The organism is Acinetobacter sp. 1125_18A, assembly GCF_052824985.1.
Genome location: NZ_VTDG01000004.1, coordinates 158,389 through 183,265 on the forward strand (window position 1 = coordinate 158,389; position 24,877 = coordinate 183,265).

Annotated in this window: 19 protein-coding genes; 13 read left to right on the forward strand and 6 right to left on the reverse strand. The window is 40.3% G+C overall.

The genetic code is table 11. The features are described 5' to 3' along the window. Positions 1-325: 325 nt before the first annotated feature. The 3 genes from FY049_RS08895 to FY049_RS08905 all read right to left on the reverse strand — a co-directional run bounded on the left by FY049_RS08895 (position 326) and on the right by FY049_RS08905 (position 3,732). Positions 326-1,282 (reverse strand): 3-hydroxyacyl-CoA dehydrogenase NAD-binding domain-containing protein, encoded by a 957-nt coding sequence (locus FY049_RS08895; RefSeq protein WP_446083556.1) that lies wholly within the window; start codon positions 1,280-1,282, stop codon positions 326-328. Positions 1,283-1,488: 206 nt separating this feature from the next. After that, entirely contained in the window at positions 1,489-2,274 is a 786-nt protein-coding gene (locus FY049_RS08900) for a 3-hydroxybutyrate dehydrogenase (RefSeq protein ID WP_096733811.1), read from the reverse strand. 33 nt (positions 2,275-2,307) lie between these two features. Beyond that, positions 2,308-3,732, reverse strand: coding sequence for a GntP family permease (locus tag FY049_RS08905; protein WP_004721436.1), 1,425 nt, complete (start codon positions 3,730-3,732; stop codon positions 2,308-2,310). Between the two features lie 655 nt (positions 3,733-4,387). Here FY049_RS08905 and FY049_RS08910 point away from each other — a divergent pair. The 4 genes from FY049_RS08910 (at position 4,388) to FY049_RS08925 (ending at position 8,099) form a co-directional block, all read left to right on the forward strand. Next, on the forward strand, positions 4,388-5,269 hold the full coding sequence (locus FY049_RS08910) for a LysR family transcriptional regulator (protein ID WP_446083557.1): 882 nt from the start codon (positions 4,388-4,390) through the stop codon (positions 5,267-5,269). Positions 5,270-5,417: 148 nt separating this feature from the next. Then, on the forward strand, positions 5,418-6,119 hold the full coding sequence (locus FY049_RS08915) for a CoA transferase subunit A (protein WP_004721433.1): 702 nt from the start codon (positions 5,418-5,420) through the stop codon (positions 6,117-6,119). A 2-nt stretch (positions 6,120-6,121) separates the two neighbouring features. Next, positions 6,122-6,769 carry a 3-oxoacid CoA-transferase subunit B gene (locus FY049_RS08920; protein WP_004721431.1) on the forward strand — a complete coding sequence of 216 codons (648 nt, stop codon included), beginning with the start codon at positions 6,122-6,124 and terminating at the stop codon, positions 6,767-6,769. Between the two features lie 151 nt (positions 6,770-6,920). Next, positions 6,921-8,099, forward strand: a complete 1,179-nt coding sequence (locus FY049_RS08925) for a thiolase family protein (protein ID WP_446083558.1) — start codon at positions 6,921-6,923, stop codon at positions 8,097-8,099. A gap of 161 nt (positions 8,100-8,260) precedes the next feature. Here FY049_RS08925 and FY049_RS08930 read toward each other — a convergent pair whose 3' ends face one another. The 3 genes from FY049_RS08930 to FY049_RS08940 all read right to left on the reverse strand — a co-directional run bounded on the left by FY049_RS08930 (position 8,261) and on the right by FY049_RS08940 (position 11,212). Beyond that, positions 8,261-8,575, reverse strand: a complete 315-nt coding sequence (locus FY049_RS08930; protein ID WP_224965259.1) for a BrnA antitoxin family protein — start codon at positions 8,573-8,575, stop codon at positions 8,261-8,263. Beyond that, the gene (locus FY049_RS08935; RefSeq protein ID WP_224965260.1) at positions 8,538-8,849 is read right to left on the reverse strand and encodes a BrnT family toxin; all 312 of its coding nucleotides are present in this window, start codon (positions 8,847-8,849) and stop codon (positions 8,538-8,540) included. The genes FY049_RS08930 and FY049_RS08935 overlap by 38 nt, the downstream gene beginning before the upstream one ends. A 134-nt stretch (positions 8,850-8,983) precedes the next feature. Further along, positions 8,984-11,212 (reverse strand): TonB-dependent receptor, encoded by a 2,229-nt coding sequence (locus FY049_RS08940; RefSeq protein WP_446083559.1) that lies wholly within the window; start codon positions 11,210-11,212, stop codon positions 8,984-8,986. A gap of 544 nt (positions 11,213-11,756) precedes the next feature. Here FY049_RS08940 and FY049_RS08945 point away from each other — a divergent pair. The 9 genes from FY049_RS08945 to FY049_RS08985 all read left to right on the forward strand — a co-directional run bounded on the left by FY049_RS08945 (position 11,757) and on the right by FY049_RS08985 (position 24,637). Next, on the forward strand, positions 11,757-13,547 hold the full coding sequence (locus FY049_RS08945; RefSeq protein ID WP_446083560.1) for an IucA/IucC family protein: 1,791 nt from the start codon (positions 11,757-11,759) through the stop codon (positions 13,545-13,547). Beyond that, entirely contained in the window at positions 13,540-14,937 is a 1,398-nt protein-coding gene (locus FY049_RS08950) for a lysine N(6)-hydroxylase/L-ornithine N(5)-oxygenase family protein (RefSeq protein WP_446083561.1), read from the forward strand. The genes FY049_RS08945 and FY049_RS08950 overlap by 8 nt, the downstream gene beginning before the upstream one ends. Positions 14,938-14,952: 15 nt before the next feature. Next, on the forward strand, positions 14,953-16,404 hold the full coding sequence (locus tag FY049_RS08955; RefSeq protein WP_262781814.1) for a DHA2 family efflux MFS transporter permease subunit: 1,452 nt from the start codon (positions 14,953-14,955) through the stop codon (positions 16,402-16,404). Positions 16,405-16,415: 11 nt separating this feature from the next. Beyond that, positions 16,416-18,251 carry an IucA/IucC family protein gene (locus FY049_RS08960; protein WP_262781813.1) on the forward strand — a complete coding sequence of 612 codons (1,836 nt, stop codon included), beginning with the start codon at positions 16,416-16,418 and terminating at the stop codon, positions 18,249-18,251. A 13-nt stretch (positions 18,252-18,264) separates the two neighbouring features. Next, a complete protein-coding gene (locus FY049_RS08965; RefSeq protein ID WP_446083562.1) occupies positions 18,265-20,175 on the forward strand; it encodes an IucA/IucC family protein in 1,911 nt (636 codons plus the stop codon). Continuing rightward, a complete protein-coding gene (locus FY049_RS08970; RefSeq protein WP_446083563.1) occupies positions 20,153-21,031 on the forward strand; it encodes a (2Fe-2S)-binding protein in 879 nt (292 codons plus the stop codon). The genes FY049_RS08965 and FY049_RS08970 overlap by 23 nt, the downstream gene beginning before the upstream one ends. Next, positions 21,016-21,642: an RraA family protein gene (locus FY049_RS08975; RefSeq protein WP_004721412.1), complete on the forward strand. Its 627-nt coding sequence runs from the start codon at positions 21,016-21,018 to the stop codon at positions 21,640-21,642. The genes FY049_RS08970 and FY049_RS08975 overlap by 16 nt, the downstream gene beginning before the upstream one ends. 21 nt (positions 21,643-21,663) lie before the next feature. Further along, positions 21,664-22,287, forward strand: coding sequence for a GNAT family N-acetyltransferase (locus FY049_RS08980; RefSeq protein WP_105712979.1), 624 nt, complete (start codon positions 21,664-21,666; stop codon positions 22,285-22,287). Positions 22,288-22,435: 148 nt separating this feature from the next. Beyond that, a complete protein-coding gene (locus FY049_RS08985; RefSeq protein WP_105712978.1) occupies positions 22,436-24,637 on the forward strand; it encodes a TonB-dependent receptor in 2,202 nt (733 codons plus the stop codon). Positions 24,638-24,877: the final 240 nt, after the last annotated feature.

Here is a 24,877-nt window from a genome sequence, read left to right on the forward strand (position 1 = left end):
ATACTTCCCTTATTTGGGCGACTTAATGATTAAAGTAGCGAATAAGACAAGGATAAATGTTTTTAGTAGAACAATAATGATATGAAACTTGGCATGTCTATTCGAATTTTCGAACAATCTAAAAGCTAATGGGCATTTTTGATATAGTTCAAAAATGAGCAACAACGTCCAGTCTAAAATTGTTGCTTGGGGTGCTTTGATCTGTTGATTCAATTTAGGAGCGGGAAGGTCAATGATCCTGATTCCCTTGGCTAAGTTTTTGAAGACTAAATTCTCCAGATGAGAATTCTGGAGAATCAATGAAGCTCACTTTTGTAAAATCCCATTAAGGCAAATCTAATTCTTTACGCATCTTTAAAGATCGCAGTAATGCCTGATCACGAAGTAATTGAAGATTCTTATCGCCTAGCTTTTTAACAAACTGCTGAGTTTCTTCATTCAGCATCTCAATTTTTTCTTCAGATAAAGTATAAGGGTGCATATCAGCCCACCATTCAGACATTGGTTCACCTAAATGATGCATAGCGGCTTTAAATCCATGTTGATTGGCCAACTGCATATTTAAATAAGGACCAAATATTGCCCAACGTAATCCAGGTCCATTGGTGATCGCAATATCAATATCTTCTGCGCTACATACACCTTCAGAAACCAGATAAAACGCTTCTCTCCAAATTGCAGACTGTAAACGATTGGCGACATGGCCTTTGACTTCTTTTTGAATTAAAATCGGTTTTTTCCCCAATAATCTATAAAATTCAAAAGCATCATGGATATAGTTGGCTTGGGTTTTTTCTCCACCAATAATTTCAACCAAAGGTAATAAATGTGGTGGATTAAAAGGATGGCCCAGTACAATTCTTTCAGGATAAAGGCAATCATGTTGAATATCTGAGATTTTTAAGCCAGATGAACTTGAGGCGATAATGCTATCTTTGGGGCAATTTTGAGTAAGCTGTGCATATAAGTCTTTTTTTAGATCAATCCGCTCAGGACCATTTTCTTGAATAAAATCGGCATCTTTTACCGCATCTGCTAGATTTTGATAAAAAGTGAGATTTTTTAAACTGTCTGAAACATAATGATCAGAAGAAGTGGTTTGCTCTTCAGCCAATTCAAACAAATCAAGTAAATAGGTCTGAACTCTATTTTTTAAATTTAATTCTGCATCAACAGCAGGATCAAAAGCACTCACCTGAAATCCTTTACTTAAATAGAATGCTGCCCAACTTGCACCAATAACACCAGTACCGATAATGGCAACTTTATTTATGGGTTTCATATATTCATTTTCCTTGAATAACCTGAGAACGTTGGATTGTCTCGTTATGACACATGACAAAGTGAGCCTTTCACTTTGATAAAAACTAAAGATAGAAAAACTAAAAAACAGTAGGGGAGAATTTCCCCTACAAATGAATATGTATTACATCTGGTTAGATGATTTACATAGAGATAAATTCATGATCATTGCAATCATCAACTGTATTATTGAGCGGTATAACCACCATCCATAACCACTGCCTGACCCGTCACGCCCGCTGCTTTTTCACTCGCCAAGAAAACGGCATAATCTGCAATTTCTTCAACATTGAGTAAGCGCTTTTGTGGCACCATGGCTAAAATGACATCTTCAAGTGCACTTGTTTCGCTGACATTACGGGTTTTGGCTAAATCTTTAATTTGACCACGTACCAAAGGTGTGTCGACATAACCTGGGCATAATGCATTGACCGTGATTCCATCACGAGCAGATTCTAACGCTGCAACTTTAGTTAAACCAATCACCCCATGTTTGGCACTGTTATAACCCGCTTTTCCAGCAAAGCCGATTAAACCATTGATCGAAGCCATATTGATAATACGACCATAGTTTTGTGCCTTCATGATTGGAAATGCATGTTTGATTCCAATAAAAGAACCCACCAACATGACATTTAGTAGTTTTTGATAAATGGCAGTTGGAAACTCTTCGATGGCAGCAACATGTTGAAAACCAGCATTATTGATCAAAATATCCAAACGACCAAAGGTGCTATGTGCTAGACCAATAGCAGCAGCATAAGCATCTTCATCTGAAACATCACAAGGTGCAGATAAGGCTTCAAATCCATCAGTTTTTAAGGCTAAAACTGCTTCATTACATTTGTCCGCATTCATATCCGAAATCACTACTTTTGCACCTTCAAGGGCAAATTTTTTGGCAATTTCAAGACCAATACCACTTGCTGAACCTGTGATAAATGCAACTTTATCTTTGAGAAGTTGACTCATTATTGACTCCCTGTGTTCATTTTGAAGATAAACTTAGACGATACCAAACCATGTAAATGCTGCAATTGCGACAAATACTGCAACTGTTTTAATGATGGTAATGGCAAAAATGTCTTTATAAGATTGTTTATGTGTAAGTCCAGTGACAGCAAGTAGGGTAATTACGGCACCGTTATGCGGTAAGGTATCCATACCGCCAGATGCCATTGCAACAATACGATGCATGACTTCAGCAGGAATGCCCATTGCAGCAATAGCTGTATTGTATTGGTCAGCCATGGCACTGAGGGCAATACTCATACCGCCAGATGCTGAACCTGTAATCCCTGCCAAAACGGTTGTGGTGACTGCACCATTGACCAATGGATTGGTAAATGTATGCCCCAAAGCATGACTGATTACAGCAAAACCCGGTAAAGCGGCAATGATTGCACCAAAACCATACTCAGATGCAGTGTTCATCACAGCGAGTAAAGAACCACCTATACTTGCGTTTACACCTTCTTTAAAGCTGGTTGAAACACGACGATAATCGAACATAATCGCAGTGATAATCCCAACAATTAAGGCCAAACCAACTGCCCAAATCGCTGACGTTTTTGCGACATCGACAGTGTAATTTGCTAGTCCAAGCGCATTAAAATCAAAGCCATTTGGATACCATGTTTTAATTGCTGTAGATAAATATTTATTCATCACTGCAACTAAAATTAAGGGAACAAATGCCATGAATTGACGTAGACCAGAACCATTATCTTGTTGCTGAGATTGATTTTCGAATTGTTGAAGTTCGGCTTCTGTTAAAGTAATACCAGATGCAAAGCCATCTCCATTGCGAGCAGCAACACGACGACGCCATTCCAGATAAGTTAAACCAACACCTAAAACAAAGATTGCACCGATAATCCCTAAAAATGGCGCTGCATAAATATTGGTTCCAAAAAATGTAGTTGGAATAACATTTTGAATCTGAGGCGTACCCGGTAAGGCATCCATGGTAAAGGAGAAAGCACCCAGTGCAATCGTGCCAGGAATCAAACGTTTAGGGATATTTGCTTGTCTAAATAATTGGTTTGCAAAGGGATAGACTGCAAAAACCACGACAAATAAACTGACGCCGCTATAGGTTAAAATTGCCCCTAGCAGAACAACGGTAAGCATTGCATTTTTAGAGCCAATTAATTTAACAATCGTTTTGGCAATGGATTCAGCAATACCAGACATTTCAACAACTTTACCAAAAATCGCACCCAGCAAAAACACCAAGAAATAATCTTTAATAAAGCCCACCATTTTTGGCATAAACACACCAGAATAAAATGGTAAAACGTTGGCTGGGTTAATCAGCAAGACGGCCAATAAAGCACAAATCGGTGCCATGAGAATTACAGAAAATCCTCTGTAGGCTGTGTACATCAACAAGCCAAGAGAAAGTAAAATTATACCCAGTTCCCACATATTTTTACTCCGTCCTTAAAGAATATATGTCAAAACCCACCTTGTTTTTTATTTCAAATCACGACAAGGCTATCTCAATCATAAAAATGCATTAGTGAGTGAAACCAATAAAAATGGATATCTAGAGAAATTAATATTGATCAATAAATTTAGCTTTTATAAATCGTCCAGACTTATAAATTGGAATATCCATTTCCAAATGATGGATAAAACTATAATCCAAATTATTCGAGGCATTGTTTGAAAATATTTATGAGTCAATATGGAAAACTAATGAATAGAAACAAGTTTCATGAGGTTTTTGCGCAATAGGTCATAGATAAGCAAAAGAAAAAAGCCAAATTGGAAGTGCAGATGAATGAGTATATGTTGAGCATTTTAATTTTTATTTATAGCAGTGATTTTATTGACAAGTAGGCTGATTCAAATACGTCGTATATCGATTTTGCCTTGATTTAAATGCATAGACATATTTTTTACAGATCATACAAATTAAAAACTTTCATTAAGACATCAATCTGAGCAAAAACGAGATCAGCTAGCATGGATTGATATCTTATTCTATAAGCAAAACGATAGCTCAAATGACTCATTTTAGGATCAAAACTCGCTTGGTTTAGCGTATTATAGAGCTATAAATCAGTTAGGTTGCCGTATGACACTCAAACAGTTAAAAGCTTTTCTAGTTCTTGCTCGGACATTGAATTATGCCAATGCTGCCAATGAACTTTGCCTAAGTCAATCTGCTTTAAGCTTAAGTATCAAAAGTTTAGAGGATGAGTTGGGTGGCAAGCTGTTTAAGCGCAATACCCGCCGTGTGGATCTTACCGCTGAGGGAAATTCGTTGATTCCATTTGCTAAAAAACTTTTGGCAAATTGGGAAGACATGGAAAGAGATGTTAAACAGCGTTTTAAATTACATCGTGGCACATTGAATATTGCCTCGATGCCTTTCGCGACACATGCCATTTTACCTGCTGTACTGCATGAATTTAATAAGAATCACCCCAATATCAATTTTTCAATCCATGATATTCCCAATGAAAAAATTATTGAAAAAGTCCAAGAGGGCATTTTTGAAATTGGGATTTGCTTTGAACCGCAACACAATGATCAATTAATATTTAAGCCATTTTTCAATGAAGATTTTTTAGCACTACTTCCCAAGGATCATGAGTTGGCGCAGCGTAAAAGTGTGACATGGCGTGAGCTGTATGCTTATCCTTTTATCACTTTACAGAAACCTTCGATCATTCGACACGTGGTGGAAGAGAAATGTTCACAAAATAATATGATCTTAGATTTAAAACTTGAGTGTCATCAGATTAGTTCATTGTCGCATTTTGTGGCTTTTGGTATGGGGGTCAGTGCGATTCCACGTCATTTTCAAAATTATATCGATAAAGAAAATAATGTCTTGGTTGAAATTGAAGAGGGCAATGTCAATCTTTCGGTTGGGATCATTTATAAAAAAGATTTTGAACTTTCTAATATTTCTTCGCAATTTATTGAAACGATATTGGCACATCAGTTTTAAAAAGAATGTTAGCCCATCATAAAGTCCACTATTTCAGGATAAAATCAGATTAATGAGTTTTACTCATTAGACATTTGAAAGAATCAATTTCTAAAATAATTTGCTCGATGTTAATAATAATAATTCTAAAGGACATAGAGTTAAAACGATGAACAAAGTTGTCGCGAATGCACATGAAGCTTTGGCTGATGTGGTTGCAAACAACCAGACTTTTGCAGTGGGTGGTTTTGGATTATGTGGTATTCCAGAAGCATTGATTGATGCCTTAAAAGAAATTGGTGTAACGGGTCTAACTTGTATTTCTAACAATGCAGGTGTGGATGATTTTGGTCTAGGCAAGCTTTTACAAACCAAACAAATTAAAAAAATGATTTCATCCTATGTCGGTGAAAACAAAGAATTTGAACGTCAATATTTAAATGGTGAACTTGAAGTTGAGTTGACACCTCAAGGCACCTTGGCTGAAAAGTTACGTGCAGGTGGTGCAGGCATTCCAGCGTTCTTTACCCAAACAGGTGTTGGGACATTGATTGCTGAAGGCAAAGAAGTTCGCGAATTTGATGGTAAAGATTACATACTCGAACAAGCATTGGTTGCAGATATTGCTTTGGTAAAAGCCTATAAGGCAGATAAAGCAGGCAACTTAATTTTTCGTAAGACTGCACGAAACTTTAACCCTGAGTGTGCAATGGCTGGCAAATTGACCATTGTCGAAGTTGAAGAAATTGTTGAAATTGGTGAGTTAGATCCAGATTCAATTCATTTACCGGGAATTTATGTAAGTCGTATTGTTTTAAATGCGCAGCCTGAAAAACGAATTGAACAATTGACATTGAAGACGGAGATTTAATCATGGCTTGGACGCGTAATGAAATGGCTGAACGTGCAGCGCAAGAGCTTGAAGATGGCTTTTATGTCAATCTAGGCATTGGCTTACCTACTTTGGTTGCAAACTATATTCCTGACAATATCAATGTCTGGCTTCAATCTGAAAATGGCTTATTGGGAATTGATGAATTTCCAACACAAGCTACTGTCGATGCAGATTTAATTAATGCGGGTAAACAAACCGTAACTGCACGTAAGGGTGCTGCGTTTTTCTCTAGTGCTGAATCTTTTGCCATGATTCGTGGTGGTAAGGTCAATATTGCCATTTTAGGATCAATGGAGGTTTCCGAAAAGGGAGATTTAGCCAACTGGATGATCCCTGGGAAAAAAGTAAAAGGCATGGGCGGTGCAATGGATTTGGTTGCAGGTGTTCAAAAAGTCGTGGTGTTGATGGAACACTGTGCTAAAGATGGTAGTCCTAAAATTGTCGCTGAATGTTCATTACCGCTTACTGGAAGACTGGTCGTAAACCGTATAATTACGGATCTAGGGGTGATGGATATCACTCCCCAAGGTGTTGAGTTGATTGAATTGGCCAAAGATGTAAGCCTAGAACAAATTCAGGCGGCAACAGGGGTAGAACTGATCACCTCAAATCTCGCTGTGGCCTGATTGTGACAAAGCAAGCTTAAAATTATAATTTAACCAGCCAAGTTTAAATGCTAAGTCGCTTTGGCGGCTTAGACATGTTATCAATGGATATGCTATTTTCAAAAATACCCGCTTCAAAAGTATACGCATTTAAAATACAAGGTGAACTCGAATGGAAAAGATTGTCATCGTCGCTGCTCGTCGTACTGCAATGGGAAGTTTTCAAGGCAGTTTTGCAAGTTTATCTGCACCGGATTTGGGTGCAGTCGTCATTGAAAAAGTTGTTGAACAAGCCAATGTACCTGTTGCTGATATTGATGAAGTGATCATGGGTTGTGTATTACCTGCGGGTTTAAAACAAGGTCCAGCGCGTCAAGCGATGCGAAAAGCGGGTTTACCAGATCATGTTGGCGCAACCACAATCAATAAAGTCTGTGGTTCTGGTATGAAAGCTGCAATGCAAGCCAGCGATGCCATTAAAGCAGGAAGTGCCAAAATTATTGTCGTCGGTGGGATGGAGTCTATGACCAATGCACCGTATTTATTACCTAAAGCACGTTCAGGTTATCGGATGGGGCATGGTCAAGTGATTGATCATATGTTCCTTGATGGTTTGGAAGACGCGGGTACAGGGCGTGCAATGGGAAGTTTTGCACAGGAAATGGCGGATAAAAGGGGCTATAGCCGTGAGCAAATGGATGAGTTTGCAATTCGCTCACTGACACGTGCAAAAAAAGCGATTGCAGAAGGTTATTTTAAAGACGAAATCACACCTGTTAAAGTGGCGTTACGTCAGGGGGAGATCACGGTAGATGTGGACGAAAATCCTGAAAATGCCAAGATTGATAAAATCCCAAGCTTAAAACCTGCATTTGCTAAAGACGGTACGATCACTGCTGCAAACTCTAGTTCAATCAGTGATGGTGCATCTGCACTACTGATCACGTCGGCGTCAGAAGCGCAAAAGCGTGGTTTGACTGTGTTGGCTGAAATCAAAGGCTATACAACCAATTCCCAGCATCCTGAAGAGTTTACCATTGCACCTGTGGGAGCAATTGAAAAACTACTGAAAAATGTTGGTTGGTCCGTAGACGATGTTGATCTTTGGGAAATTAACGAAGCTTTTGCCATGGTCACTATGGCTGCAATTGATGCATTTAAACTTGATCCTGAAAAAGTCAATATTAATGGCGGTGCTTGCGCACTCGGGCATCCACTGGGTTCATCAGGTTCACGAATCATTGTGACCTTGATCCATGCTTTAAAACGCTTAGGTAAAACCAAAGGGATCGCAACACTTTGTATTGGTGGTGGTGAAGCTACAGCACTTGCAGTTGAATTAAGCGCATAATTTATTGTTTATCGTAATAAATAGCTAAATAGTTTGTGATCCAAACTTAAAAAAGCCGGTCGTTTCAATACTGCCGGCTTTTTGCTGTTCTTTGTCATATGAGTTTAGGTCGTATTTTGATTTTATTGGAATCGTTTAAAAATAAAATCTCGCTTGCATTTTCAAGGATTGTTCTTTAATTCTTGAAGCATAGCGTCTCGAAGAATTTTGTTCATACGGGTCTGATAGCCCTTGCCTTGAGATTTTAGCCATTGCATAACATCTGAATCAATACGGACAGTAGTCACTTGCTTGGTGGGCTTGTAAAAGGGATTTTGCACAGCATTTTTCCAAAATTTTTCATCAAGTTGAGGAATATCTGAAAAATCTATCTTGCTGTCTGGACGTTCAGCCAAAGTTTCAAGCCTTGCTTTTTGTTCATCTGACAAGGTAGGTGGATTATTCAAATCCAGTTTGTAAGTAACGGTTTTGCTCATACTGTTTCCTCTCTTTTTTCTCTGCCTGACGTGCCGAAATGATACGGATATGATCAATCCCATCATGATCCTGTACAGTATGGGCAACCAGTAAAACAGCCTGCCCATATACCAAACCTATCGCTTGCCAGCGATATTCACCATTTTCAAAGCGATCTTGATGGTATAAGGCATAAGCATCATAGAAAACCAGTACTGCGTCTTCAAAAGCTACACCATGCTTTTTTAAGTTTATTTCTGCTTTATGCTCATCCCATGAAAATTCAATTTCCATCACTGCATCGCTTTTTGTTAGTATAAAAATGTTAATACAAAAATGTAAAAAATGCAAAATTCAGCTAATTTCTTGACCAGAAATAAAAAAACGATAAAGCCTTATAGATCTCTATAAGGCTTTATTATCAAATCTTACCATTTATGACTATAAGTCACTTTCAATGTTGCACCTGACGCCAGCAGATGGCTGGTGTTATTACTGGTACGTAGAAGTTGGCTATATAATGGATAATATTTACGGTTAAACATATTTTCTAAGCCAATCGTAACGGTATCTTTTTTGTTTAGGGCAAAACTACTGATTAAATCTGCAGTGGTATATGACTTCACATCATAACGACCAAAACTGTTGACACCGTTTAAGCGATAATCTTCTGAAGCAAAATATGTTGCTTGTAAACGATTTGTCCATGTGTCTGTTGGGCTATAAGAAATGTATCCTGTTACTTTTAAAGGTGGAATACGGTAACCCGTCATGTCTTGTTCTGTATTGGTGTTCTGTGGGGTTTCACGGCCTTTCATCCATGTAACACTTCCTCCAGTTCCCCATACTTTTGCATCATCAAGATAATCAAGAGTCGCTTCTACACCAGTCACTTTTTCTTTGGTACGCGTCAGTATCAAGCCATTGTTAAAGGATTGAACACCACCCAGATCTGAAGTTGACTGGAACACTGCTAAGCTTGAACTAAAATTATTAAAATGACCATTCCAACCGAGCTCGTAATTATCCACCTTAACCGGTTCAAGGAATGATGATGCTAAGTTAAATCCTGCTGTTGCATTACGGATCACCACCCCTACATCGGGCAATTGAAAACCTTGATTAAAAGATGCGTAAATCGAGTGCTGATCTGTTGGCTTAAAGGTGATATTGGCATTATATAACCATGCATCCGCCGTCACTTTACCACCCTTAACAGTATAGGGATTTGGTTTACCTAATTGTGATAGTGGAACAAAGCTATCAATTTTTGCATAACTGTCTTCATAACGCGTACCAACTTCAGCAGACCATTGTTCATTAAAATTATGTTTTAATTGCGCAAAACCGCCGATACTTTGTGTGGTTAATTCAGGTAAATAGATCAGTTTTCCATTTTTAACAAATTCTAAACCACCAGATTGGTCATAAATTGTAGGATCAAACGTGTCTAGAGGCATTTCGCTTTTTTCACGACTAAAATCGCCACCCCAAACAATTGACGTATCTCCTAAAAATTCTAATGGGGTATTTACGGTTAGGCGACTGCCGAGAACATTATTGTTTTGATAAACCTGATCGACTTTTCCACCACGTGTACTGACTTTACGGGCATCGAATGGCGAGAAGCGAGTAAAAAAGTCTCGGTAATAGATTTGCGCGTCAACTTTACTGCCAAATAAATCTTTATTGTTATAGGTCAAATTGTAGATTTGATTTTCATTTTTATTCTGGTCTTTTAATTTAAGCCCTTTGATTGCTTTCGCAGGTACGCTACCTGCAGGAAGTTTTGCTACACTTGGGTCAGAGGCATAGTCAGAATCTTGTTCAGCGTTATAGTAATTTGCTGCAAATTGTAGATATTGGTTATCATCAATGTGATAGCCAAGTTTACCGCCTACGCTATATGCATCCGCATCAAATAAATCACCTTGACTTGGTTCTGGTGCAACACGATCGCCTCGGGCATCGTATGGACTACCAATACGTTGATAGCCAAAATCAAATGCATAGTCAAAGTTATTTAAGCTTCCAGAAAAATATTGATGAATATCTCCACTTAAAGCATCTGTACGAAAGTTGGTCAAAGCGCTTTGTAGCCCAATCACAGTTTTTGCAGTCGGTTCACCGCCGGCCGCTTTGGTGGTGATTGAAATCGTTCCGCCAGCAGCACCACTTCCATAAATCGCATTACTGCCACGAATGACTTCTATACCTGTAATACTTTGCGGGTCGATTGATGAAAGACCTCTTGATGTATCACGTGTCAAATTCATGGGTACACCATCAACCAAGATCAAGGCATTACGTCCGCGTAAAGTTTGCCCATAATCGGTAATTGTACGACTTGAATCAGATAAGCCAGGCACAACTTTGGCTAAAACAGTGGCAATATTTCCAGAAGACGCATTTTTTAGAAATTCAATTTGTTTTTCATCTAATTTGGTCACTTGTTTTGCAGAAGAGGAGAATTCATCTGAACGTGATGCGCTGACAGTAATGGTTGGAAGCACCGCAGCTTTGTTTTCTGTATCTGTAGCCTCTGTGGGTGAAATAGCAAAAGAGGATTGTGATAAAAAGATGAACCCACCAATTGATATAAGTGGAATGATTTTTTTTACATCAGACTTCTTATTAAAAATTTTGTTGCTTTTCATCTTGCTTCCTTTTATCTCACCCTGAGATTGCTTTAAATTGACGAAAGTATAATTGAGAATGATTGTAATTCACAGAAACTACTGAATACAGAATAAAGCACTTATATTTAGTTTAAATTTATAATGATTTGCTTTCATAAATCTTTTTTTACTCGGCTTGTATCATTTCTTTCAATTGATCCTAGCGAATTGCTTTTTTGTTTTTAGTAATTTGTTTCTCGCTCTATTCAAGAACGAGAAGAAAGTATTAAGAGGGCAAACTTTCTATTTGTTAAAAATTATAAAATAATCGTGATTTATATCACGCTTAATCAAGATAAATTTATCTGATCCTGTCTTTCATTGATCAGCATTTTAGGAAATTTAAGGTTGAATTTTATAGTCTGAGTGATTTGATTAGACTTTACTGTGTGAGAAAAATGAAGAGTTGTTAAGTGGGAGTAATTTTTTATTATTGAATGTAAATAATAATAGTTATCATTTGTATTTGTAATTAAGCATGGATATTCTCCGTAGGTACTTATCCCCCCACAGAGTAATCCTGATGAGATCAATCACAAATAAAATTGCCTTGCAGCATTTAGTGAACTCATATTTACAAGAAACAGGTCATGGTCGTTTTCTCTCTTTAACAGAACAATCTCCTCATTTAACAGACAGAGGCAAGGGCAAAGTTTTACTGAGTATCCCTTTGCACGCAATCAATGGGTTTCTTTATGCACCGATTGAATATTTCAGTCAGGTGGGGCGACACCGTTTTGCTGACTTGCCGTGGGTCGAGCGAGAAGGTCAGTATCTGGCACTCAGCCCTGTAAATATTGCGGCAAATCTACTGGAAAATTTAATTGAACAATCCAAAGCTCAGCAACTTGATGCATCTTCATTGCTGGAATGTTGGATTCAGAGTCACAGGGCACTACAGCAATTTCTCAGTCATCGTGAACCAGATTTTGATCAGATTATAGCAAAACAACAAAATTTTATTCAGAGTGAACAGGCATTGGTACTTGGTCATAGCATGCATCCTTCACCAAAAAGCCGTCAGGGTTTTGTACAGGATGACTGGAAGATTTTTTCACCTGAAACACAGAATACCTTCAAAATGCAATTTTTATATGTGCACCCCGAACATATTGCTTCGGACAATGCGCATAAAATTGATATTCCCACACAGTTTAAACATGATTTAGAGCCATATTTCAATGCGTATCACCGAGCAAAAATAGCCCAGTTTCCTGACTATGCCTTGTTACCTTTACATCCATGGCAGGCACGTTATTTAAAGGACAAGGACTGGTATCAACAGCTTTTACATGAAGAAAAATTGATTGATTTTGGCGCGCTAGGCTGGGATGTCAAAGCAACAACTTCAGTACGTACGCTGTACAGTGAGCAATCACCTTGGATGTTCAAGGCATCCATGACTGTGGCTGTTACTAATTCAGTTCGGGTCAATCTGTATAAGGAATGCCACCGTGGTTTGTTGAGTTATCAGCTGTGGCATGATGATTGTCTAAGTGAATTCAGGCAGAGAAATCCGAACCTTCAGGCTTTGAGTGATCCTGCTTGGATTGCATTGAAATTTGATGGTCAGGTACTGGATGAAACCATCTGTATTCTGCGTGAAAATCCATTTAAGGTCAGTGATGATGTGACTTGTATTGCTTCATTGTGTCAGGATCATCCTGTATTGGCAAAAAATCGTTTCAGTGAAATTTTTGCAGATATTTCAAAACAAACAGGTCAGTCTCAGTCACAAGTTGCCTTGCTATGGTTTGATCGTTTCCTGGAAATGACCATTCTGCCATTGATGGAGTTGTATCATGAATATGGAATGGCTTTTGAAGCACACCAACAGAATACCTTGATTGAACTGGAACAGGGTATGCCTAAAACAGTATGGTTTAGGGATAATCAAGGGTTTTACTATATCCGTGAGCTTGCCACAGAAATTTTGAAACATTATCCGACACTGGCAACAGATGGTCAGGCAGTATGCTCATTGTCATTGGTGGATGAACGTTTCCGATATTACTTTATTGGTAATACCTTATTTGGTCTGATTAATGCCATAGGTATGACTGGCGCCGTTCAGGAGCAACAATTAATTGAAATGCTGCAATCCTACTTGTTGCAGGCCTATCAGAAATATCCTGAAAGCAATTTATTAAAGACTGTTTTGCATCATGAAACTTTCCCCTATAAGGGCAATATGATGACACGTCTGTATGAACTGGATGAGTTGCAAGCTGATATTTCTCAGCAATCAATCTATGTCGATTTAAAAAATCCACTCTATGTTAGACAAGTTATTGAGGAGGCCGACTATGCTTGATTTCATCGGTGTTGGTCTGGGGCCCTTTAATTTAAGTCTTGCTGCGTTGCTGAATCAGCATGCTTCATTGAAGTATTGTTTCTTTGAAAAACGCGAAAATTTTGACTGGCATGCAGGATTACAGCTGCCAGGTGCGATGTTGCAGGTCCCTTTTATGGCCGATTTGGTCAGTCTGGTTGAGCCAACAAGCCCTTATAGTTTTCTGAACTATTTAAAGGCACAGCAACGTCTCTATAAGTTTTACTTCCGTGAGAATCTGTATATTCCGCGCAAAGAATATAACCATTATTGCCAGTGGGTCGTAAAGCAGCTGCATGATCTAAACTTTGGTCAGCGGGTGGTGGACGTTGCTCCAATCTCTGGAGGTTTTCAGGTGATTGCTGAACAGCGTGGACGATTGTCCATTCATCAGACCCGTAAACTGGTATTGGGGGTAGGAACGGTGCCGCGATTACCCAAACCATTACAAACCATTTCAGAACAGACAGCCTCTTGTCTGCACTCTTCCAGCTATCTACAGCAGTGTACCGATAATCTGTCTGGCAATGTGGTACTGATTGGGTCTGGTCAGTCTGCGGCGGAAATTTTTATTGATTTATTTGATCAGCAGATTTCATCAGAAACAGGCAAGCCCCGATTCCATTTGTATTGGTTGACCCGCTCCGCAGGTTTTTCACCCATGGAAAATACACCATTGGGTCTGGAAAGCTTTAGTCCAGATTACATGCGTTATTTCTACCATTTACCAGAAGCTCTCAAGGATACTCTGCCAACTGCACAAGCCCATTTGTATAAGGGTATCAGTAGCAGAACCATTCAGGAAATCTATGAGCGCCTTTATCACCGTAGTATTGGACAAGCGGATACCTGTGTGACTATTGCTGGCAACTATCAGTTGGAGAATGCACAGTTACATGGTCCGAATAATATCCAACTTGAATTTTTACAGACTCAGCAGCAGCAGATGTTGAAACTCCGGGCGAGTACCGTGATTGCAGCAACGGGTTATCAATATCCTGCACAGACGTTCCTGAATAAGCTAAATGACGGGATTGTATTAGATACCCAGCAACGCTGGAAAATTAGTGAGCATCATCAACTGCAATATCAAGGGGATGGTGAGATCTATATTCAAAATACCAGTCTACAACACCATGGCGTAGGTACCCCTGATCTGGGATTGGGCGCATTTCGTTCCGCACGGATCGCCAATCAGATTCTGAAAGAAAACTATTTTGATGTAGACGGAAAACAAGGCTTTCAGGATTTTCAGCTAGGTAGTCAGGCCTTGACGACTGAATTCCAAATAAATAATTCCCGAACAAATACAGTCATGCCGCGTCCCTCTGGGAAAACCGATGATCAGTATTTAAAAGTCATGAGCAAATAACACAGGGGACAGGAGATGGCTGAACAGCCACAACCACTGTTGCAGACAGAAAATCCTGCATCTTCAGGGTTACAACGTTGGGTGATGATCTGTGTGATGCTGGGGACTGGCACCGTCAGTATAAATAACAGTAGTTTTAACCCCGCTATTCCTCAGTTGATGCATGATTTTCAGATCAATGAAACAGCCGTCAGTTGGGTGATGGTTATTTTTCTGCTGAGTATGAGCCTGAGTCTATTGCTCACAGGTTATTTGAGTCAGCGATTTGGTAAACGTCAGGTATATCTGACTGCGTTGACAGTCTTTGGTTTGAGCTCGCTGTATGGTGCTTTTGCAGGGCATTTTGAAACTGTACTGCTGGTTCGTGCCTTACAAGGCTTTTCAAGTGGATTGATGATCCCATTGTCTCTGGGAATTATATTTATGGTAACTCCGCGTGCGCAGCGGGGTACTGCTACAGGGCTATGGGGTGCCATGATTATGCTGACTTTGGCATGTGGACCCATGCTGGGTGCACTGGTTTTGGTATGGTGGAACTGGCAGGTGTTGTTTTTATTGAATGTTCCGCTAACCATCTGTGCATTGGTGATGGGATTGCGTTGGTTGCCGTCACAGCAGACGAATATGAGATTGTTAGGTTTTGACTGGAGGGGTTTTGTACTGCTTGCTGTGGGTATTGTGGCGTTACTGCTCAGTTTGAGTGGTATCCAGCAGTTGAGTGACATCCAAAGACCTGAGTTTCTGCTGTTGTTCAGTACAGGCATTGCGGCATGTTGTGGCTTTGTTTGGTTTAGTCGTAATAAGCCCAATGCCTTAATTGACTGGCAACTGTTTACCAGTAGTGGTTTTAACTACAGTGTCATTATTTCAGTTGTGCATACCATCGGACTGTTCATTACCTTACTCCTGATCCCACTACTGTTACAGAATACTTTAAAACTCAGTCCAGTGTGGACAGGGCTGATCCTGATGAGCAGTGCATTGACCACCAGTCTATGTAGTCAATGGGCGGGTAAATATCTCGATCAACATGGTGCCCGACAATTAATCTGTTTTGGTCTTTTGTTGACTGTTGCTGCATTTGCTGGTCTGGCATTGATTCCTGGTACACATGTTATATCCCTGATGTTTTGTATGATCTTGCATGGGTTGGGATTTGGTTTGTCCTATATGCCAGCGACAACAGCTGGGTTAAATAGTCTGGAAGATCAGGAACTGGTGACTCAGGGAGCAGCTGTTAATAACTTACTGCGCCGGATCTGCGCTGCAATTGCTGTTGTGATTGCAGCACTCTATCTGCAAATTCGTACACACAATATTTCATATTCACCTGAACTCGCAATTGCTCAAATTCATGCAATACGGGAACTGTTTTTGATCTGTGCAGGAGTGATGCTGTTGGCATTACCCGCTGCATGGAAGTTTCCGAGTCAGAAGCAAGCGGACGTTTTGGTTCAAAATCAATAAAGGTAAAAATAATGGGCAATTTACATCCAGCACTTTCCACGACCACACATTCTGTGAATACAAGCACTTTGGCTTGGCAACAGCCTGATCAAGTCACAATTCAGAAAGTTGAACAGCGTGTGATCAAACAATTGCTACAGGCACTGATTTATGAAGAGGTGATTCCAGCCCAATTTGAGGATGGTGTTTTTTATATAGATGTGATCAATTCACAAGGGCAGTCGGTTCGTTACGTGGCTGCAGGACAGCGACATCTCAGTTTTGGACTGGTACGCATGACTGCTTCAGATGTTATCCGTGAAGATCATCAGGGACAGAAAACGGTTGCACAGTTGAATTTAGTGATTGATGAGATCGTCAGAAGTATTCCACAGGCAGCCCAGATTGATGGTTTTATCAGTGAATTGAAGCGAACTTTTATTCATGATGTGCAGTCTCAACATTGCCAGAATGAGTATGCATTACCAGCAGCACAATATAGTTATGATGTGCTGGAAACCTATCTGATGGATGGCCACCCCTATCATCCTTGTTATAAATCTCGAGTTGGTTTTAATCTGCAGGATAATCTGAAATATGGGGTTGAATATGCACAACCTATTCATCTGGTGTGGATTGCAGTACATCAGTCCATATTTTCCCATAACGCATCCAGTCATTTAAATGCGGATGATTTCCTGCAGCAGCAGTTGACTGAACAGGATCAGCAAGAGTTTGCAAAGGTTTTGGATCAGCAAAAAAATGCAGATGAGTATATTTGGTTACCCGTTCATCCATGGCAATGGGAAAATACTATTGTGCATGTGTTCTTTAAGGAAATTGCTGAGCATAAGATTGTTTATCTGGGACGAGGAGAATATGCCTATATTGCTCAGCAGTCACTGAGAACACTGACCAATTTACAACATCCTGAAAAGCCTTATATCAAAATGTCCATGAGTCTGACAAATACCTCAAGTTCACGGATATTGGCAACGCATACCGCAATGAATGGGCCGCTAATTACAGATTGGCTACAGGGTTTAAAAAAGAACAGTGAAATTGCCCAAAAATTGGATTTTGATATTCTTGGTGAAGTACATGCCTCAGCAGTGGATTTCATGCGTCTGCCTGCATCACATGCCAAACAGGCATATGGAACTATTGCCAGTCTGTGGCGTGAAAGTGTGCAGCAGTATCTAAAATCTGGTGAAGACGCTATTCCTTTGAATGGAATTGGTCATGTCCAACAGGATGGGAAGTTACTGATCGCACCTTGGCTGGATCAGTATGGTGTGGATGCATGGGTTGGGCAATTGCTGTCTGTGGTCATTCAGCCAATTCTATATTTACTCTTTGCTGAAGGAATTGGAACTGAATCGCATGGGCAGAATATCATTTTGGTTCATCGTAATGGCTGGCCAGTACGGATCATTTTAAAGGATTTTCATGATGGGGTACGCTTTAGTCCTGATCATCTGACCCATCCAGAAGCTTTTCCGACCTTGCATGCATTACCTGCGGAACATGCGAAAGCCAATCGCATGTCATTTATCCTCACAGATGATCTAAATGCAGTACGGGATTTTAGTTGCGCTTGTCTATTCTTTGTTGCATTGAGTGATATCGCCATGACACTACAACAGCAGCTTGACTTTAGTGAACAGGTCTTCTGGCAAAAAGCAGCAGATATTATTCATGATTTTCAGCAGCAATATCCTGAACATCAGTCACGCTATGCGGTGTTTGATGTCTTTGCAGAGCAATATTGTATTGAATCGCTGACCCGCCGCCGCTTATTCGGTGATGGTGATGTACAGATGCGTTATGTCAATAACCCTCTGTTCCATTTCCGTCAGCCTGTTTAGGGGGGATAAACGAATGAATACCATGGTATTTTCACCTGCCGTTTCAGGGCAGGAGATATTGATGGATTTGGTCAATAGCCTACTTGCTGAGCAATATATTTCAGAATCGGAGATCCTGACAAAGGATCAGGCTCAACGACTATGCAGACAAAGATTTCAGCATGGCTTTGAATCACTTTTCGACAGTTATACAGTTGGGGAGTGTTTTGCAGTTTTATTTAATTCTGCACAGACTGAGTGTTTGATTCTACCGCTGAAACAGGGTTTGAAACAGCGTTGGCAGATGCATGTTGGAGCATCGATCTATAAGCTTAGCATGGACGAAGCACAGGGTTATCATGTTCAGAAATTAAGTGCATTGCAGTTATTTGACTTCATGCAGCAATTACACTGCTTCAACTCTGCTGATGCATCAAAACTGGCAGATTTTCGTGCAGATTTAAAACAGGCAATGTTGCATGCAGAATTGTCTCAGCAACATCAGTTGTCCTCCTCAGAGTGGTTAACGCAGCATCCCGCAGACTTATTTATACAGCTGGAGCAGTATGCCGCTTTGCGAGATCGCCCTTATCATCCGTTGGCCAAGTTAAAGGACGGTTTTAGTTCCGATGAATATCAGTATTTCAGTCCTGAATTTGCTCAGGATATGAATGTTCACTGGGTTGCAGTAAATAGAGAAAAGTTGGTCTATGGGAAGGATGTTACTGAGATCAGCAGGCAGCAACCTGCTCGTATTTTTCTGAACGCGGAACAGTTCCTGATGTTGAAACAGGAGTGTGATGAAAAAGCGCTGGGGGATGGTTATTTGGCGATTCCCTTACATGCGTGGCAGTTCAAGCATGTGCTGTCTGACAAATTTTCTGAAGAGTTGCAACATAAGGACATTATCCCCTTAGCGTTTCAGTCCAGCGGCTGGTACGCCAGTTCATCACTAAGAAGCCTTCTTTCAGCGTCACAGCCACAGGATAGTCTAAAATTACCACTTGCAGTTAAGTCTTTGGGTTCATTGCGTTTTTTACCGATTGTCAAAATGATCAATGGGCAAAAAAATCAGCAACTGTTACAGCTCGCTAAGCAAAAAGATGAGGTATTGAAAAGACGTCTGTGGTTATGCGATGAAAATCAATGGTGGGCTTATCTTCCGGAGCAGCAGGATAATTTAACGCCAGATAATTTAATGCTGTTCAATGAACGTCCGATGCATCTCGCAGCACAGCGCCGAAGGATTCCTGCTGAGTTGTTACAAGCACCTTATCAGATTATTCCTATGGCTAGCTTAGGGCAACTGATGGATGGGCAGGGATGTGTATTTGATCTGCTTCTAAAATGGCAGAATTTAACTGTTACACCACAGCATATCTGCAATATTTTTGTTGCATTATGCCGTGATTTCTTTGAGGTAAATTTGCGCCTGTTCCGTCTTGGTCTGATGGGCGAAATTCATGGTCAGAATATCTGTATTGTACTGGAACATGGGCAGTTCGCTGGTTTCATGCTCCGCGACCATGATTCTGTCCGTATTTATCAGCCATGGATGCAGCAGCAGGGCTTGCCTGATCCTGAGTACCTGAGTCCACATGATTTTCGTATTACGTTGTACCACGACAGCGTGGAAAGTTTGATTCTCTATCTACAGACACTCGGTATACAGGTCAATCTGGCCAGTATCTTGGAAACTGTTGCAGAGTTCTATCAGATTGACTCGGCGGATTTATGGCGTGTATTGGCTCAGCAGTTACAGCAAGCACTGGATGATGTGCCATTTACGGATACGGCCCGAGCTGAATTAAAGCATATCCTATTTGATAGTGAGTTGTGGCCATATAAGCAACTGATCCGCCCACTACTTGAACAAGATAATAGGGTGGGAAGTATGCCAAGCAGTATGGGAACTGTGCCGAATGTATTCAGGAGTGTTGTTTAATTTCATGAATAGAGAAAACTCAGGTGTGCAGTCAAAGATTGCAGTATTGAATATTGGGTCTGATTTTAAAATGACAAAATCTGATATATCAGTACTTAGGCAGTTGCTGGCTGAACGCCTGAATATTCAATTTGATGTACTGCCTGTAGAGGGGCAGCAGATACTGAGTTTTACTGATCTGCTAAATCCCTCTGCATGTTTGATAGCATTAAATGATTTTAGTTCTCGCGTGGATGCAGTGAATTTAACCTGCGCTACATCCATGTTCATTAAATACTGGGCTGTCCCTCTGTTATTCCCATATTTTTACGCACTGACTTCTGAGGATATTGATTTGCCATGGGACTTATCCTGTATTTCCACAGGATTGCCTCCTGACTGGTATTGGGACAGAACACTGCATCTGATTAATCTGCCCCAATTACAGCATGGCGTTAGTAGAAAACAGCAATCTTTTGAAGGATATGTGCGATTCATACTGGATGACCTGAAAAAGTTATTTGATGCCCTTGCCCGTACAGGGAAAGTACAGAAATTTTTGTTGTGGGAAAATACTGCATTACGAATTCTGCAATTTTACGACATGATGAACAGAAAAGCGGGTAACCAAGCTTTACTCAGCCGTATCCAGTATCAACGGCAGTTTTTGATAGATTTGCCTGCAGCTGATCTGGGCCTAAAACAAAACCCATTTTATTTACTGGATCAGAGTCGGCAGCAATCGTCCACGACCTATCAACGTAAAAAATGCTGCTTTTATTTTCAGTTACCTGAAGCACAGAAAGAATATTGTGCAAGCTGTCCATTACTAAGACAGGATGAACACAGAGGTCAATACTCATGCAAGAGCAGTTAAATAATTTAATCCAGAGTTATGCAGATATTGCCAGCTCAACCATTGGTCATGTACTGGACCAAGGGCATTTACCACAGATTCATGCGATTAACCAGATTGGGCATGCTGTGGGTCGGGTGCGTACGGCTACAGTGCATTCAGTCAATGGTATGGCACTGCGTCAGGCTTTGCTGAACAGTCAGCCGGGTGATGTACTGGTCATTGATGCACGTCAGCTGGAACATCGTGCCTGCTGGGGAGAACAGCGACATCGCGCTGCCATATATCATCAGCTTGCCGCTGTAATCATATTGGGTGCAGTAACGGATGTAACTGCTTTAAGAAACATGAAGGTCCCCGTTTTTGCTTCATCGGTCAGTTGTCTGACTACACGTCAGCAGGGAGAGAGTGTGGTGGAGTTTGACCAGCAAATACAGATGGGAGATACCTGTATTTCCTCTGGCGACTTAATGGTGGGAGATGCCGATGGTGTGTTTATTTTGAGTCCAGATATTGCCCGTCATCATCTCGAGCAGTTTCAGCAAATGGAAATCCAAGAACGGCAGAAACGGGACCAGTTTTTCAGCGAACATTCAGCACAGGATTATTATCACTTTACTGCATCTGCATGAAATTGAATTGAGTAAATATTTATGATGACATTATCTTCACAGCTGTTGGATGAGTTCCATTACGAGGAAAGAGGAATAGCTTATGGATTAAGGGCTGTGCAACTTCCGCAAGATTTTCCATTATTGTATAAATGGATGCATGAACCTCATGTGATTCCCCAGTGGCAACTGAATAAACCAGAGCTTGAACTGGCCGTTTATTTTGAAAAGATGATTTGTGATGATCATCAGCGTTTATTTATTATTACGATTGAACATACAGATGTCGGTTATCTTGAGATATATGAAGCCAAGCGCGATCGACTGGCACTTTATTATGATGCTGATGACTCTGATCTGGGCTGGCATATTTTACTCGGTGAAAAACATGTGCTTGGGCAAGGACATTTCAGAGCTGTCATGCGCATGATGAGTTATTTTATTTTTGAAAATTCAGCTGCCAGTAAAATTGTGGGTGAGCCGGATGAAAATGTAAAATCTTATGCCTATATTGCAGAAGATATTGCTTACCAAGCGCAGAAAAAAATAAAGATGTTGGAAAAAACAGCAGTTCTATATCATTGTTATCGAAATGAATTTTACTCACGCTGTGGACGTTATCGGCAAGGTGATGGACTAAATGAAACAGAAATAAGAGTACAGTAAAATATAATAAATCAACAACTTAATTGTTTTTTATCTCGAATATGCCAGAACCGGTTTGATATACACCATCGGAATATTATGTTTTACATCGGTAATAATAATGATTATTATTAGCGCTAAAATTCAGGCCTACAACTGAGGAAACAGGATGCGCCTTTCCCAATTCAGCTTATGTGTTTTATCTATTGCAATCAGTAGTCAGTTATATGCACAGGATGAAACCTCGAATAATCAGACACCAGTTAGCAATGCTCAACAACAGGAATCTGTCCAGAAATTGCCACAGATTGTTATTACAGCAACACGATCAGAAAAAAGCATTGCAGATATTGCAGGGACTGTACAGAACATTAGCGGAGCAGAGGTACAAAAACAGGCTGGGGCAGGGCGAAAAGTAGCAGATGTTCTTGCTCAACTGGTTCCTTCACTGGCGCCGTCTAGTGGTACTGGAAGTAATTATGGCCAGACCATGCGAGGCAGAACGGTACTGGTGATGATTGATGGTGTATCTCAGACGGGATCGCGTGATCCTGCGCGCCAATTGAACAGTATTAGTCCGGGGATGATTGAAAGGATTGAGGTTATTTCTGGGGCAACCAGTATTTATGGTTCTGGCGCAACGGGTGGGATTATTAATATCATTACCAAACGTGCTGATAAATCGAAACCACTGAGTTTTGAGACGAAATTAGGGATAACCTCTGCTGATAATTTCCGAGGAGATGGTCTGGCTTATGAAGCGGGTCAGAGTGTTTCTTTCAGCAATGATAAAATGGATGGTTTTCTTGGTGCGAACTATACCAGTCGAGGATCATTATTTGATGCGAATGGGGATCGAATCGCAACTGAACCCAATCAGACCAGCCGTAATGATACAGATACACTAGATATAAATGGGCGCCTGAATTTTAATTTGACTGACACACAAAGCTTGAGTTTTGGTGCGCAGTATTATAAGGATAAGCAGGATACTCGTTATCTACCTGATTATGGACCGAACTATACCATTGCTAAAGGGCCACAGTCTGAACGAGCAATCAAGGGACTGGAATTAAGTAATCAGCCATTTACGGATCGTTATGCCTTTAATACCCAATATCAAAATCAGGATGTATGGGGGCAGACGGTAAATTTGGAAGCCTATTATAGAAATGAAAAAGGACGTTTTTTCCCAGTTTATGCTGGTGGCGCGACGGTAAATCAATCGCAATATACGGTTGATGTGGCAGGAATGCGGTCTACAGTTCAGTCTGATTTTAAGCTTGCAGCGCGTGATCTTAATCTGACCTATGGTCTGGATTATGACCGGGAAAAAGATACTCAGCATTATGACGTATTGTCTGTCAGCAATAACGGTATGGTTTACAAGGATACTGGTAGAAGGCTAGATGCAGGTCCAGATACTGTCATTCAAAATATCGGTGCTTTTTTACAGGCAGATTATCAATTAACGGATCGCTTTAATCTACAAGCGGGAACGCGCTATCAATATATTAAGGCAGATACAGACGCTTATACACCTTCTAGACAAACACAAAGCGTAGCGAGTGATTCAACAAATGCTGACAAGTTTTTGTTTAATTTAGGCGCAGTTTATAAACTTACTGATAATCAGCAATTATTTGCCAATTTCTCTCAAGGATTTAGTTATCCAGATGTATTACGGATGTTGCGTGATGTCTCAATTCTGACCGTTTCAACTGCGAATATAGAACCACTAACCGTCAATAGTTATGAACTGGGTTGGCGTCTGCAAGATGATCAAAAACTTGATTTAGGAATTACTGGCTTTTATAACACATCTGATAAAGTCATTCAGTTCAATGCGGACCGTTCAGTCAATATTGCTGATACTGATCAGCGTGTTTATGGTGCTGAAATGACTGCGGCATATCCAATTCTGGATGATTTTAAAATTGGTGGTACGTTGGCTTACACCCGTGGACAATATAAGGATGCGGCTGGTAATTGGCGTGAGTTAAATGCTTATCAGGTATCTCCAACTAAGGGAACTATTTTTGGTGAGTGGAATAGTGATGATGGTTATGGATTCCGTGTACAGATGCTTGCTGTAAAAGGAACTGACAAAGCATTTGAAGATGATAAGGTTGCGGTGAACAGTGATAAGGTGGTTCCAAACCGTGCTGCAAAAATAAAGGGTTATGCGATTATGGATACCCTAGTGAATTTTCCTGCGTATAAGGGGCGGGTGGATTTTGGAATTTATAACGTGTGGAATAAAGACTATCGCACTGTGTATAGCCAGCAGTCAGAAATTACCTTTTCCCCTGTGTCTAGTATGCGGGCACAAGGGCGTACCTTTGGTTTGAGTTATACTTTTAATTATTAATTAATGTTAGCTAAAAGCTGGTGCCGAGTGTTTAATTCTCACTTATCACCAGCTTTTATTATTTATATATAGTTAAACCGCCTAATTATTCATACAAGTGATTTGCATCAAGTCATTGATCATAAATGAAGCTTATAGTTATGTATGAACTTTTGAAACTGTTGGTTATTCATTTTTGTACTTTTGAATCCTAGATGGTGATCCTACCGTGGGGCGACATGGATGTCGCCGTTGGGCGGG